General features: G+C 71.4%; 11 protein-coding genes. 8 read left to right on the top strand and 3 right to left on the bottom strand.

What is annotated here, in order from left to right:
* Nucleotides 1-261: 261 nt before the first annotated feature.
* A complete protein-coding gene (locus ABZ848_RS43450) occupies nucleotides 262-1446 on the top strand; it encodes a damage-control phosphatase ARMT1 family protein (protein WP_360841074.1) in 1185 nt (394 codons plus the stop codon).
* A 9-nt stretch (nucleotides 1447-1455) separates the two neighbouring features.
* Here the strand turns inward: ABZ848_RS43450 and ABZ848_RS43455 are convergent, their stop codons facing one another.
* Nucleotides 1456-2718, bottom strand: coding sequence for a cytochrome P450 (locus ABZ848_RS43455; RefSeq protein ID WP_360841076.1), 1263 nt, complete (start codon nucleotides 2716-2718; stop codon nucleotides 1456-1458).
* A 110-nt stretch (nucleotides 2719-2828) separates the two neighbouring features.
* Here ABZ848_RS43455 and ABZ848_RS43460 point away from each other — a divergent pair, with 110 nt between their 5' ends.
* From ABZ848_RS43460 to ABZ848_RS43480, 5 genes are all read left to right on the top strand, one after another.
* Nucleotides 2829-3692 (top strand): TIGR03619 family F420-dependent LLM class oxidoreductase, encoded by an 864-nt coding sequence (locus tag ABZ848_RS43460; protein ID WP_360841078.1) that lies wholly within the window; start codon nucleotides 2829-2831, stop codon nucleotides 3690-3692.
* A 56-nt stretch (nucleotides 3693-3748) separates the two neighbouring features.
* The gene (locus tag ABZ848_RS43465) at nucleotides 3749-4726 is read left to right on the top strand and encodes an ABC transporter substrate-binding protein (protein ID WP_360841079.1); all 978 of its coding nucleotides are present in this window, start codon (nucleotides 3749-3751) and stop codon (nucleotides 4724-4726) included.
* Nucleotides 4727-4833: 107 nt separating this feature from the next.
* Nucleotides 4834-5574: an ABC transporter permease subunit gene (locus ABZ848_RS43470; protein WP_360841080.1), complete on the top strand. Its 741-nt coding sequence runs from the start codon at nucleotides 4834-4836 to the stop codon at nucleotides 5572-5574.
* A 164-nt stretch (nucleotides 5575-5738) separates the two neighbouring features.
* The gene (locus ABZ848_RS43475; RefSeq protein WP_360841147.1) at nucleotides 5739-6557 is read left to right on the top strand and encodes an ABC transporter permease; all 819 of its coding nucleotides are present in this window, start codon (nucleotides 5739-5741) and stop codon (nucleotides 6555-6557) included.
* The gene (locus ABZ848_RS43480) at nucleotides 6554-7306 is read left to right on the top strand and encodes an ABC transporter ATP-binding protein (RefSeq protein WP_360841082.1); all 753 of its coding nucleotides are present in this window, start codon (nucleotides 6554-6556) and stop codon (nucleotides 7304-7306) included. The genes ABZ848_RS43475 and ABZ848_RS43480 overlap by 4 nt, the downstream gene beginning before the upstream one ends.
* 65 nt (nucleotides 7307-7371) lie before the next feature.
* On the opposite strand, the gene ABZ848_RS43485 is transcribed toward ABZ848_RS43480, so the two are convergent.
* The gene (locus tag ABZ848_RS43485; RefSeq protein WP_360841084.1) at nucleotides 7372-8613 is read right to left on the bottom strand and encodes an endonuclease/exonuclease/phosphatase family protein; all 1242 of its coding nucleotides are present in this window, start codon (nucleotides 8611-8613) and stop codon (nucleotides 7372-7374) included.
* A gap of 195 nt (nucleotides 8614-8808) precedes the next feature.
* On the opposite strand from ABZ848_RS43485, the gene cyc2 reads away from it, so the two are divergent.
* The gene (gene cyc2 / locus ABZ848_RS43490) at nucleotides 8809-10965 is read left to right on the top strand and encodes a germacradienol/geosmin synthase Cyc2 (RefSeq protein WP_360841085.1); all 2157 of its coding nucleotides are present in this window, start codon (nucleotides 8809-8811) and stop codon (nucleotides 10963-10965) included.
* Nucleotides 10966-11091: 126 nt separating this feature from the next.
* Nucleotides 11092-12957, top strand: coding sequence for an O-aminophenol oxidase PhsA (gene phsA, locus ABZ848_RS43495; RefSeq protein ID WP_360841148.1), 1866 nt, complete (start codon nucleotides 11092-11094; stop codon nucleotides 12955-12957).
* Here the strand turns inward: phsA and ABZ848_RS43500 are convergent.
* Nucleotides 12945-13679: a hypothetical protein gene (locus tag ABZ848_RS43500; protein WP_360841086.1), complete on the bottom strand. Its 735-nt coding sequence runs from the start codon at nucleotides 13677-13679 to the stop codon at nucleotides 12945-12947. The two genes, phsA and ABZ848_RS43500, sit on opposite strands and share 13 nt — an antisense overlap.
* Between the last annotated feature and the right edge of the window lie 19 nt (nucleotides 13680-13698).

Consider the following 13698-nt stretch of genomic DNA (forward strand, 5'->3'; position numbering starts at 1 on the left):
GGTCTGCGATGGGGCGGAGATCGAGGTCGGCCGGGGTCCGTGGTGCGCCGGAGGCCGGGGTCGGTCGGGGTCCGTGGTGCGCCGGAGGCCGGGGTCGGCCGGGGTCTGTGATGGGCCGGAGTCCGGGGTCGGCGGACGCCCGCGATGCGCCGGAGATCGGGGTCGGCCGGGACCCGTGATACGCCTGGAGATCGGAATCGGTCGGCGCCTGCGATGCGCCGGAGACCGGGCCCGACCAACCCCCGCGATACCGTGAGCCCCATGCCCCACACCCCGACCGCGCCCGTGATCCTCGGCAACGAACCGGGTTCCTTCCCGCACAGCGTCCTCGCCGAGCGGCACCCCGCGATCATCCGGCAGGTACGGGAGGCTTTCCCGTACGGCCCCACGCAGCACCGCGCGCTCGACGCCCTGCTCGCCAACTGCACCAAGGGCACGATCGAACCGCTCCCCGCCGACGCGCACGACTTGGACCACTGGGCCGAGTGGGGCCTCGCCGAGTACACCGGCCGCTCCTGGTACGACATCCCGTGGCTCTGGTCGGAGAGCTGGTTCTACCGCCAACTCCTCGACGCCGTCGGCTACTTCACCCCCGGCCCCTGGCAGGGCATCGACCCGTTCCGCCCCTTCAAGCTCGCCGAACTGGACGCCCCCGAGACCGACGAGGAACTCGCCGCCCTCGACGACCTCACCGATCTGCCCGCCGCCGACCGGGCCCGCGCCCTGCTGCACGGCTCCCTGTGGGGCAACCGCGCCGACCTCGGCTTCCGCCTCTCCGACGCGAGCGCCGACAGCAAGGAGGCCGCCCCCGGCCTGGTCGCCGACGACAGCGACGCCCTCTGGTCCCTCCTCCCGCCCTCCCGCACCGGCGCCGGCACCCTCCACCTCGTCGCCGACAACGCGGGCCGCGAACTCGTCCCCGACCTGCTCCTCATCGCCCACCTCCTCGCCCACGGGCACGTCGAACGAGCCGTCCTGCACGTCAAGCCGTACCCCTACTACGTCTCCGACGCCACTACCGCCGACGTGATCGACGCCCTGCGCCGGCTCGCCGAAGCCCCGGGTGCCGCAGCCGCGTACGGCCGCACCCTCTGGTCGGCGGCGACCGACGGACGCCTCACGATCCGCGCCCACCCCTTCACCGCCGCACCCCTGCCCTTCGCGGACCTCCCGCCTGACCTGCGCGAGGAACTCGCCACGGCCACGCTCACCATCGTCAAGGGCGACCTCAACTACCGCCGCCTGGTGGGCGATCGCCTGTGGCCCCCGACCACCCCTTTCGCGGACGTCACCGCCCACTTCCCCGGCCCGGTGGCCGCCCTGCGCACGCTGAAGTCCGACGTGATCACGGGCCTGGACGCGGAGACGGAGGCCGCGCTGGTGGTGGCCGAGGGGCAGCGCTGGCGTACCGGCGGCACGCACGCGCTGATCCAGGTACGACCGTAGCCCTCTGCCTCAACTCACCCGCACCGGCAGGGACTTGATCCCGTTGATGAAGTTCGACACGAGCCGCCCGGCCGGTCCCGCCGTCCGCAGCTCCGGGAACGCCCGAAGCACCTCCGCGTACAACACCCGCAACTGCAACCGTGCGAAGTGCGCGCCCAGGCAGACATGTGGTCCGTCCCCGAAGGAGATGTGCGGGTTGGGCGTACGGGAGAGGTCCAGGCGATCCGGTTCGGCGAAGGCGCGTTCGTCACGGTTGGCGGAGGCGTGGAAGACAACCACCTTGTCCCCGGCCCGGATACGCCGGCCGGCGAGCTCGGTGTCCTGGGCGGCGGTACGCCGGAAGCTGAGGACGGGCGGGTGCCAGCGGAGCAACTCGTCGACGGCGGACGGGAGTTCGGCCTTCCCGGTACGCAGCAGCTCGTACGCCTGCGGATGCTCGGCCAGAGCGAGCAGCCCGCCCGGCGCGGCACTGCGCACGGTGTCGTTGCCCGCGACGGTGAGCAGGAAGAAGAACATCTCCAGCTCCGTGTCGGCGAGTTCGGGGTCCTGGGCCAGGGTGGTCATCACGTCGTCGGCAGGGTGGCGGCGCTTGCGGGCGGCCAGTTGCTGCGCGTACGTGAACATGTCCCGCAGGGCGGCCGGGGAGCGCGGGTTGACCGGTTTCCCCGCCGCGTCGAGCACGCTCGGACCGGCCTCGTCCGGGTCCTGGTAGCCGATGACCCGCTGGGTCCACTGCAGCAGCAGGCCGCGGTCGCCGTCCGGTACGCCCAACAGGTCGGCGAGGTTGAGCAGGGCGTAGTCGTCGGTGACGGCGGCGACGAGATCGACGGTGCCGTCACCGGCGCTGGCCGCCCGCAGGGCTTCGGCGAGCAGTGTCCGGGCCCGCTCCTGGGCGAGCGCCGTGAACCGGTCGATGCGCCCGGGAGTGAAGGCCCGGCTGACCAGCCGCCTCAACCGACCCTGCCCCGGCGGATCCTGATTGAGCATCATGCGCCGGATGAACGGCAGATCGTCGGGATCGGGATCGCGGATCTGGGTCGCGCCGAGATGCGAGGAGTACGTCGCCGAGTCCTTCAGCACCCGTACGACGTCCGCGTGCCGGGTCACCGCCCAGAACCCGGGCCCGGCCGGCCAGCCCAGCACCTCCGGCTCCTCCTGCCAGGCCACCGGATGGTGGTCGCGCAGGACGCGGTACGAGTCGTGCGGCACCCCGGCCGCGTACCGCCGCGGATCGAAGACGTCCGGGACGGGCGGAGCCTCGCGTACGTTCATGCGACCACGGTGACCCGGCGGCCCCGGGCCGGACAAGGGAACGCGCGGGGGCGGGCGAGCGTTGGCCTGCGTGTCGGATCGGCACCGCCGGACGAAGGGAACCGTACGACATGCTGCGCATCGGAGTGGCACCGCACCGCCTGTGGCCCGCCCGCGAGGACGAGGTCGACGGCATCCTGGAAACCGCCCGCACCGCCGAGGCGCTGGGCTTCGACCACGTCTTCATGAGCGGCCACGCGGTGGCGGGCGACACGGGCGTGACCCCGGACCCGCTGGTGACGCTGGCCGCCGTGGCCGGCGCGACCGAGCGCATCGGGCTGCTGACCAGCGTGCTAGTGCTGCCGCTGTACAACCCCCTGCTCGTCGCCCACCAGGCCGCCACCCTCGACCGCCTCTCCGGAGGCCGCTTCACGCTCGGCATCGGCACCGGGTGGGACCGGGCGGAGTTCGAGGCCGTCGGGGTCCCGTTCGCGGGGCGCGGTCGCAGGCTCGACGAACAGCTCGCCGCCGTACGGGAGTTGTGGCGGGACGAAGGAGCGGTACGGCTCGGGGTGCGGCCGCGCACCGAGGGCGGGCCGCCGCTGTGGATCGGTGGGCAGAGCGACGCGGCCCTGCGCCGGGCCCTGCGGTACGGCGACGCCTGGCACGGCTCCGCGCTCGACGCCGCCGGGCTGACGGCCGTACGGGAACGGCTCGTTGCGCTCGGGGAGGAGGCGGGCCGCGATCCGGGCACGCTGAAGCTGACGGCGGGCGCCTTCCTCGTACCGCCGGGCTTCGAAGCCGCCGTACAGGGGCCGGGGCGGCCGCTCGGCGGGCCGGGGGCGAGCGCCGAGAGCGTACGGGACGAGCTCGGTGCGCTGGCCGAAGCGGGGCTGTCGGCGTGCTCGCTGTGGCTGCCGCTCGCCGCGGAGGCGGTCGCGGACGGGATCGCGTGGGCGGCGGAGGAACTCCTTTCGTATTTCTCCAAAGAGTGAGACCTCGACCGATGGACCTGTGGTGATCATGACAAAAGCCTGGTAGTCATGCCTGCATGGCGTTACGTCGATTGCGGCCGGGAATCGGAAAACCGGCGGTCGTCCTGGCCGCCCTGACACTGCTCCTCGCCGCGTGCGGCGAGGACGGCGGGGGCTCCTCCAACTCCAATGGCAACGGGCAGACGAAGCTCAAGGTGGCCGCCCTGCCGCTGACGGACTCCGCGGCGCTGTACATCGCACGGGACCGCGGGCTGTTCAAGAAGGAGGGGCTGGACGTCACCGTCGAGCCCGTCCAGCAGAGCATCCAGGCGCTGCCGGCCTTGGCCAAGGGCCAGGTCGACGTGATCGCGAGCGCGAACTACGTGACCTTCCTGCAGGCCGACGAGAAGGGCACGCTCGACCTGCGCATCCTCGCCGAGGGGGTGCGCACGGCGCCGCACATGATGGACGTACTGGTCCCCAAGGACTCGAAGATCAAGACGGTCGCCGATCTCGCGGGCAAGCAGGTGGCCGTCAACATCCTCAACAACATCCAGTCCCTCACGCTCAACGCGATCCTCGACAAGCAGGGCGTAGGCCGGCCCGTCTACCGGCAGATCGCCTTCCCGCAGATGGGGCCCGCGCTGGAGCGGGGACAGGTGGACGCGGTGCACGCGGTGGAGCCGTTCGACAGCGCGATCCAGGGGGAGCTGAAGGCGAAGGTCCTGCTGGACGGGGGATCGGCGCCGGTCCAGTCCCTGCCGATCAGCGGGTACGTCACCACGAAGAAGTTCGCCGCGGACCATCCGGAGGCGGCGGCAGCGTTCCGGCGTGCCATCGAGGCGGCGTCGAAGATCGCGGCCTCGGACCCGACGGCCGTACGGGACGAACTCCCCAAGTACACCAAGGTGACGGCGGACCAGGCGAAGACGATCGGGCTGCCGGCCTACCCGACGACGACGGACGCGGCGCGGCTGCGACGGCTGACGCAACTCATGGAGAAACAGGGGCTGTTGAAGTCGTCGATCGATCCGGCGACCTTGTTGGCCAAGTGAAGGGGTGGGCCGGCCGGCGGAGGACGAGCGCGCGGAGTCGCCGGAGGCCCGGAGGACGGACGGCCCGGCTGACGCGACGACGGGAGTTCGGGCTGGGTGTCCTCGGCGTGCTGCTGGCGTTCGGGGTCTGTGAGGTCGTCGGGCGGGCGGGGCTCGTCCGACGCGCTTACCTGCCGCCCGCCTCCGAAGTCCTCGCTCGCGCCGTGGAGTTGGCGGGCGACCGGTCCTTCCTGGACGGGATCGGGGCCACCATGCGCGCCTGGGCGCTGGGCCTGGGGCTCGCCGTGGCCATCGCCGTGCCCGTCGGTCTGCTCCTCGGCAGCGTGCCGGTCGTCGACTCCGCCGTACGCGTGATCGTCGAGTTCCTGCGGCCGCTGCCCTCCGTCGCGCTGATCCCCCTCGTCTCCCTGCTCCTGGGCACCGGCACCGAGACCAAGGTCGCGCTGATCACGTACGCCTCCGTGTGGCCCGTCCTCTTCAACACGGTCTACGGCCTCGGCGAGACGGACCCCCTGGCCAAGGACACCCTGCGCGCCTTCGGCTTCGGCCGCCTCTCCGTCCTCCTCCGCGTCGAACTCCCCGCCACGGCCCCCTTCATCGCCGCCGGCATCCGCATCTCCGCCGCGATCGCCCTCATCCTCGCGGTGGCCACGGAACTCCTCTCCGGCTTCGGCGAGGGCCTCGGCATCTTCATGGCCCAGGCAAGCCTGGCGACCGACGGCACCCGCGACGTCCTGGCGGGCGTGGTGTGGGCGGGCGCGCTGGGGCTGGTCATCAACGGCGTACTGGTGTGGGGCGAACGGCGGTTGTTCCCTTGGGTGCCGGAGCGGCGGGGGAGCGGGGCGTGAGCGAGGGCCGGAAGGACAGCAGGGCACCGGACGATGACGAGCGTTCGGCGTCGCCACCGGAAGCCTCTGACGGACCCGGCTCGCTCGCCCACCCCTCCCGTCCGCCTCAGCGCCACCCCCTCACCCCGGCATCCGGAAGGCCGGCCCTCTCGTCCCGCCGCCCCATCCGATCCACCCCGTCGGCAACCTCCGCCCGCAGCGCGTCCCCGTCCCACCTCCTCCTCCGCCTTCTGGTCCTCCTCCTCGCCCTCGCCGTATGGCAGTTGGCGGCCCGTGCCCACGGCAGCGTCTACTTCCCGCCCCCGAGCCGTATAGCCCACCGCGCCTACGAGCTGTGGTTCTCCGGTCCCGTCCGGCATCTGTTCCTCACCTCGGCCGCCTTCGGGGACGTACTGCCGAGCCTCGGGCGGATGGCGGCCGGGTTCGGGATCGCCGCCGTCGGCGGGATCGCGGCCGGTGTGGTCGTCGGGCGGTCGCGGTGGGCGTACGCCGTGTGCAACCCGGTGCTGCAGTTCGCCCGCGCCGTACCGCCCCCGGCACTCGTACCCGTGTTCGTCGTCGTCCTCGACTTCGGTACGCCCATGCAGATCGCGTCGATCGCCTTCAGCGCCGTATGGCCGGTGCTCATCAACACCGCGGAAGGCGTACGCAACACCGACCCCCTCCGCATCGACGTCGCCGCCGTCCTGCGCCTGAACCCCCTCGAACGGCTTCGCTTCCTGCTGCTTCCCTCCGCCCTGCCCCGCATCTTCGCCGGCCTCCGGTTGAGCCTGTCGCTCTCCCTCATCCTCATGGTCTTCTCGGAACTCCTGCCCGGCACCGCCGACGGCATCGGCTTCACCCTCACCGACGCCCAGTCCCGCTCCGACCTGCTCACCGTCTGGGCCGCCCTGCTCCTGCTCGGCGTCCTCGGCTATCTGCTCAACACCGCACTCCTGGCGGTCGAAAGACGCCTGACCGGACGGGGAAGGACGACACCGTGACCCTCCGCCTCGACGCCCTCGGCCAGCGCTACGGCGACCACCCCGTCCTGCACGACATCACTCTCACCGTCCCCGACGGCCAACTCCTGTGCGTCGTCGGCCCGTCCGGCTGCGGCAAGTCCACGCTCCTGCGCACCGTCGCCGGACTCCAGCCCGCTAGCGAGGGCACGGTCACCGTCGACGGCACCCCGGTCACCGGCGTACCCGAGCAACTCGCCGTCGTCTTCCAGGACTACGGTCGCTCCCTCTTCCCCTGGCTCACCGTCCGCGACAACGTCGCCCTGCCCCTGCGCCGCCGCGGCCTCGTGAGGGCCGAGCGGCGCGCCGAGGCCGAGCGCATCCTGGAGCGCGTCGGTCTCGACGGCGCGGGCCGCCGCCACCCCTGGCAGCTGTCCGGCGGCATGCAGCAACGCGTCGCCATCGCCCGCGCCCTGGTCTGCCGCCCTTCGCTGCTGCTGATGGACGAACCCTTCGGCTCCCTGGACGCCCAGACCCGCGAGGACCTGGAGGACCTCCTCCTGGAGGTCCACCGCACCGACGGCGCCACCATCGTCTTCGTCACCCACGACATCGACGAGAGCGTGTACGTCGGCGACCGCGTCGTCGTCCTCTCCCCGGGCCCGGGCTCCCGCGTCGTCCTCGACCTGCCCGTCGAACTACCGGGAAAGCGGGACCAGATCAGCACCCGGGGGCTTCCGGAGTTCGTCGAGCTCAGGGCGGAGGTGGGGCGGGCGGTGCGAGGGGCCTAGTGGCCGGGGACGGATCGCGGGCGGCCCGGCGGCGCGGGTCCGCGCACGCACGCGTGCCGTGCCGGTCAACCCACCCGTATGTCCTGCCACACCATCCGGTGGTCCGAGGTCACCACGGTCCTGCCGTCGCCCACGAGGCGGTACAGCGGGTCGTCGGACGTCGGCCAGAAGACCCCGTTCGCCCCGGGGACCAGGCCCTTGGACGGGATGATGTGGTCGACGCGGAGGTTGCCCGGCGCGATGTCGCTGAAGTCGCCCGTGTCGTAGGCGGGGTCGCCCTTCTGGCCGATGTTCGCGCCGCCCTGCAGCCGCGCCGCCTCCACGCCGCCCGCGCTGGCCGGCGGGGTGGCCGGCAGGCGCACCGCGGGGTGCTCGAGGAGCTGCAGGATGGCGTGGTCGTAGCTGTCGCCGTCCAGCGGGTCCGCGTTCTGGTCGCCCGCGATCACGAACCGCTCGCCGGGGTGGAGCCCACCCCGCACGCCCTTGTCGTCGTACAGGTAGCCGCTGCGGTGCCGGCCTCCGATGTAGTCGGCCCAGAGGCGGATCTCGTCGTGGTTGCGCCGGCCGTTGCGGTCCTCGGTGCCGTCGAAGGTGGGCGGCGTCGGGTGCGACACCAGGAAGTGCACGGTCTCGCGGCCGATGCGCACCGGCACGTCCCAGTGGCTCTTGGAGGAGAGGCGGAAGACCGCGAGTGCCGCGTCGCTGTAGTAGCCGGGCGGGATCACGTTCCCCGGCATGTCCTTCCACAGGAAGTTCTGGAACGTGCGCACCGCGCGCGTGTCGAGCGGGAACTTGGAGAGCACCACCAGGCCGTACTGCCCGGGGAAGAAGCCGTAGCCGAAGCAGTCCTGCGCGTACGCGTCCGAACCGGGCGTCGTCACGACGCCGTTCTTGCCGTCGAAGTCCACGCCCGAGGGCACCCCGGTGTTCACCGGTGCCGTGAAGTGGTGCGGGAAGTGGATCGGACGGGCGCCGCTCTGGCCGACGGCGAGGTAGTTCTTCAGGAACAGGCGGACCGCGGCGCCCTGGTCGTCGTAGTCGAACTCGTTGATCAGCAGCACGTCCGGGTCGACCCGCTGGATGGTCTCCGCGACGTTCTTCGCCTGCTGGTTGTCCGGCGTGGACAGGTCCGTGATCAGCGCGCCCTGGGTCGAACGGTTCAGCGAGGCGTTGAAGGTCGCGAAACGGACCGTACGGCCGTGCCGTTCGGCCGCCGCGGCGGGCAGGGCCGCGGTGCCGGCCAGCGCCGCCCCGGCGAGCGAGGCGAGTGCGGTACGGCGGGAGAGGCTTCTGGTGTGGTGGTTCATCGGGGCTCCGGTTCCTGCGAGACGGGCGAGATATCCGAGGACTGGGGGACACGTGAACTCCCGTAGTCTGCGCGCGTAGAGATGAACGCCACAAGGCCCCGTCAGAACTCCCGGATTCACCCTCGATTCACGCGATGGTGTGATCATGTCCCGGCTCGCGGATGCCCTTCCGGGGCCCTGGGTAGGGCCCGGGCCATGACGCAGCAGCCCTTCGAACTCCCGCACTTCTACATGCCGTACCCCGCGCGGCTGAACCCGCACCTCGACGAGGCCCGCGCCCACTCGACCGCGTGGGCGCGCGAGATGGGCATGCTGGAGGGATCCGGGATCTGGGAGCAGTCCGACCTGGACGCGCACGACTACGGACTGCTCTGCGCCTACACCCACCCCGACTGCGACGGCCCCGCGCTCTCGCTGATCACCGACTGGTACGTGTGGGTCTTCTTCTTCGACTACCACTTCCTGGAGACGTTCAAGCGCAGCCAGGACCGCGCCGGCGGCAAGGCCTATCTGGACCGGCTGCCCCTGTTCATGCCGCTGGACCTGTCGACCCCGATGCCCGAGCCCGAGAACCCCGTCGAGGCCGGACTCGCCGACCTGTGGACGCGCACCGTGCCGTCCATGTCCGCCGACTGGCGCCGCCGCTTCGCCGTGGCGACCGAGCACCTGCTCAACGAGTCCCTGTGGGAGCTGTCCAACATCAACGAGGGGCGCATCGCCAACCCCGTCGAGTACATCGAGATGCGCCGCAAGGTCGGCGGCGCGCCCTGGTCGGCGGGGCTCGTGGAGTACGCGACCGCCGAAGTCCCCGCGTCCGTCGCGGAGTCGAGGCCGCTGAGGGTGCTGATGGAGACCTTCTCGGACGCCGTCCACCTGCGCAACGACCTGTTCTCCTACCAGCGCGAGGTCGAGGACGAGGGCGAGAACAGCAACGGCGTGCTCGTCCTGGAGACCTTCTTCGACTGCACCACGCAGGAGGCCGCCGACACCGTCAACGACATCCTGACCTCACGCCTGCACCAGTTCGAGCACACCGCGCTCACCGAAGTGCCCGCGCTCGCCCTGGAGAAAGGTCTCACCCCGCCCGAAGCCGCAGCCGTCGCCAAGTACACCCAGGGCTTGCAGGACTGGCAGTCCGGCGGCCACGAATGGCACATGCGCTCCAGCCGGTACATGAACGCACGCGCGCGTACGACGAATCCGTGGCACGGCCTGACCGGCCCCGGCACCTCAGCCGCCGACATCGGCGCACTGCTCGCGGCGGCCGGCGCCGAGCGCCTGCGCGCGTACACGCACGTGCCGTTCCAGAAGGTCGGCCCGTCCCTGCTGCCCGACTTCCACATGCCCTTCGAGGTGGAGCTGAGCCCCCATCTGGAGGCCGCGCGGCCCCGGCTCACCGCCTGGATGCACGCCATGGGCATGCTCCAGGAGGGCGTCTGGGACGAGGACAAGCTCGCCGCCTGCGACCTGGCGCTCTGCTCGGCCGGACTCGACCCGGACGCCACCCCAGAGGCCCTCGACCTCAGCGCCCACTGGCTCGCCTGGGGCACCTACGGCGACGACTACTACCCCCTCGTCTTCGGCAACCGCCGCGACCTGGCCGCCGCCCGCCTGACCACCCAGCGCCTCGCCGACTGCATGCCCGTCGACGGCGAGGGGACCGTCGTACCGGCCAACGGCATGGAGCGCGGCCTGATCGACCTGTGGGCGCGGACCACGGCAGGGATGAGCCCGGACGAACGGCGCGTCCTCAAGGACTCGGTGAACGTGATGACCGAGAGCTGGGTGTGGGAGCTCTCCAACCAGCTGCAGAACCGCATCCCCGACCCCGTCGACTACCTGGAGATGCGCCGCGCCACCTTCGGCTCCGACCTCACCCTCAGCCTGTGCCGCATGGGCCACGGCCCCGCCGTACCGCCCGAGGTCTACCGCAGCGGCCCGGTCCGCTCCCTGGAGAACGCCGCGATCGACTACGGCTGCCTGATCAACGACGTCTTCTCGTACCAGAAGGAGATCGAGTACGAGGGCGAGATCCACAACGCGATCCTCGTCGTGCAGAACTTCTTCGGCGTCGACTACCCGACCGCCCTCTCGGTCGTCCACGACCTCATGACCCAGCGCATGCGGCAGTTCCAGCACGTCGCCGAGAACGAACTGCCCATCGTCTACGACGACTTCGACCTCTCGGGCGAGGCGCGCGAGATCATGCGGAACCATGTCAAGGACCTCCAGAACTGGATGGCGGGCATCCTCAACTGGCACCGGACGGTCGACCGATACAAGTCGGACTACCTGTCCCGCCGCACCCACGCCTTCCTCCCCGATCAGCCGCCCGCGGTACCCGTTCTGTGATGTCCGGAATCTTTCACCCTTTTGGGTGGAAGGGGGCATTCCCGGAACTCCGGCGTTGTGCCACGAGTCTTGCGAGGTGAGGGAACAAGACCACAGAACACACGGGGGTGTTCGATCTTGACCGACATCATCGAGAGGATCACCGAGGGCGGTACGGGGGACGCGGCACCGGCTCCGGACGAACTGGCGCCGTACGTGGCGCGGTTGCCCGTCCCGCCGGTGCTCCGGCCCGGCTCCGGGGACGTCCTGCGCGAGACGGAGATCGCCCTGCGCCCGACCTGGATCCGGCTGCACCCGCAGCTCCCGCCGACCCTGATGTGGGGTTACGACGGCCAGGTGCCGGGCCCGACCATCGAGGTGCGCCGCGGGCAGCGCGTCCGGATCGCCTGGACCAACAGGATCCCCAAGGGCAGCGAATATCCGGTCACTTCGGTGGAGGTGCCGCTCGGCACGCCCGGCTCCGCACCGCCCGGCACCGAGCCCGGCCGCGGCGGCGCCGAGCCGAACAAGGACGTCGCCGCCCTGCCCGCCTGGTCGGTGACCCACCTGCACGGCGCCCAGACGGGCGGCGGCAACGACGGCTGGGCGGACAACGCCGTCGGCTTCGGCGACGCCCAGCTCTCGGAGTACCCGAACGAGCACCAGGCGGTCCAGTGGTGGTACCACGACCACGCCATGAACATCACGCGGTGGAACGTGCACACGGGCCTGTACGGCACCTACCTCGTCCGTGACGACGAGGAGGACGCCCTCGGGCTCCCCTGCGGGGAGCGGGAGATCCCGCTGCTGCTCGCCGACCGCAACCTGGACACCGACGAGGACGGCCGCCTCAACGGCCGGCTGCTGCACAAGACGGTGATCGTCCAGCAGCAGAACCCGGAGACGGGCAAGCCGGTCACCCTCCCGTTCACGGGCCCGTACACCACGGTCAACGGCCGCATCTGGCCGTACGCCGAGGTGGACGCGGCCTGGTACCGCTTCCGGCTGGTCAACGCGTCGAACGCGCGCATCTACAACCTCGTCCTGGTCGACGAGGACGGCAAGCCGGTGCCGGGCGTCGTCCACCAGATCGGCAGCGACGGCGGGCTGCTGCCCCGCCCGGTCCCGGTCGACTTCGACGGCGCGCTGCCGACGCTGACCGCGGCCCCGGCCGAGCGCTTCGACCTGCTCGTCGACTTCCGGAATCTCGCGGGCAGGAAGCTCCGCCTGGTCAACAAGGGCCGCAACCAGCCGGCGGGCGTGCCCGACCCGGCGGGTGACGTGCGCTATCCGGCCGTCCTGGAGTTCCGCGTCGGCGCCTGCGGGCAGGCGGACACCTTCGAGCTGCCCGAGGTGCTCTCCGGTTCGTTCCGCCGCCTCACGCACGACATCGAGCACGGCCACCGTCTGATCGCGCTCACCCCGCCCGCCACCAAGGGCGCCGGCGGGCACCCGGAGATCTGGGAGATGACCGAGGTCACCGACCCCGGCGACATCCAGGTCCCCGCCGACGGCGTCATCCAGCTCAAGGGAGCCGACGGCACGACGAAGACGTACCGGCGCACCTCGCGGACGTTCAACGACGGCCTGGGCTTCACCATCGCCGAGGGCTCCTACGAGCAGTGGAGCTTCCTCAACCTCGCGCCGATCGTCCACCCGATGCACATCCACCTGGCCGACTTCCAGCTGCTGGGCCGGGACGCCTACGACGTCTCGGGCTTCGACCCGGCGCTCGGCGGCACCCGTACGCCGATCGCGTTCGACGCGGGCACACAGCTCCCGCTCGCGCCCAACGAGCTCGGCCACAAGGACGTGTTCCGGGTGCCCGGCGGTCAGATCCTGCGCGTCATGGGCAAGTTCGACGGCGCGTACGGCCGGTTCATGTACCACTGCCACCTCCTCGAACACGAGGACATGGGCATGATGCGGCCCTTCGTCGTCATGCCCGAGGAGGCGATGAGGTTCGACCACGGCGCCGGACACGGCGGCCACGGGGAGGGTCACACGGGCTGAGACTCCGCACGCGCCGCGTGCTCCACGGCGGCTCGCGCCAGCGCCCGGACCATCGGGTGCGGGCGTGAGCCGTCGCCGGCCAGCTCCGGCTGGAAGAGGGAGGCCAGGAAGAAGGGGTGGCCGGGGAGTTCGGCCATGCGGACGTTGCCGTCGTCGTCGAGGCCGGTGAAGCGCATCCCGTGCGCGCGCAGCGTGTCGAGATGGCGGGAGGGGCCGTACTTGCAGAAGTAGCGCTCGACCGTGCGCTCCGAGCCGATCACGGACTGGGCGAGGGAGTCCGCCTCGAGCGCGACCACGCCCTCGTGGCCGACGAGCGAGCAGGCCAGCGGGCCGATCAGCAGGTCCTCGGCGTCCGGGTCGCTCTCCGCGTGCGCCACCCGGGTCAGCCCGCACACGTTGTGGGCGAACTCCAGCATGGCGTACTGGAACCCGCCGCAGGTGCCGAGGAACGGGATGCCGTCCTCGCGTGCCGTGCGGATGGCCGACAGCACGCCCGCCTGGCTGCGGTACGGGCTTCCGGGGACCACCCACACCGCGTCGAACCCGCGCACGGCACCCACCTCCTCCGCGTCCTCGGACGGGATCCAGTAGGAGTCGAGGACCAGCCGCTCGCGTTCGGCGAGGGCGTCGAGCAGAAGCGGGATGCGCGTGTGCGCGACGACGTTGGGGGAGCGGTCCCCGACCAGGGCGATCTTCGCGATACGGGCTGCGTTGTTCGGCATGACCTCATCCTGGGCGCTG

Source organism: Streptomyces sp. NPDC047081, assembly GCF_040643775.1.
Classification (GTDB): Bacteria; Actinomycetota; Actinomycetes; order Streptomycetales; family Streptomycetaceae; genus Streptomyces.

What these genes read in the sequence shown, in the direction of transcription:
- ABZ848_RS43500 (WP_360841086.1), bottom strand. Translation starts at nt 13,679, where the DNA reads ATGCCGAACAACGCAGCCCGTATCGCGAAGATCGCCCTGGTCGGGGAC.
- ABZ848_RS43465 (WP_360841079.1), top strand. Translation starts at nt 3,749, where the DNA reads ATGGCGTTACGTCGATTGCGGCCGGGAATCGGAAAACCGGCGGTCGTC.
- ABZ848_RS43455 (WP_360841076.1), bottom strand. Translation starts at nt 2,718, where the DNA reads ATGAACGTACGCGAGGCTCCGCCCGTCCCGGACGTCTTCGATCCGCGG.
- ABZ848_RS43485 (WP_360841084.1), bottom strand. Translation starts at nt 8,613, where the DNA reads ATGAACCACCACACCAGAAGCCTCTCCCGCCGTACCGCACTCGCCTCG.
- ABZ848_RS43460 (WP_360841078.1), top strand. Translation starts at nt 2,829, where the DNA reads ATGCTGCGCATCGGAGTGGCACCGCACCGCCTGTGGCCCGCCCGCGAG.
- cyc2 (WP_360841085.1), top strand. Translation starts at nt 8,809, where the DNA reads ATGACGCAGCAGCCCTTCGAACTCCCGCACTTCTACATGCCGTACCCC.
- ABZ848_RS43450 (WP_360841074.1), top strand. Translation starts at nt 262, where the DNA reads ATGCCCCACACCCCGACCGCGCCCGTGATCCTCGGCAACGAACCGGGT.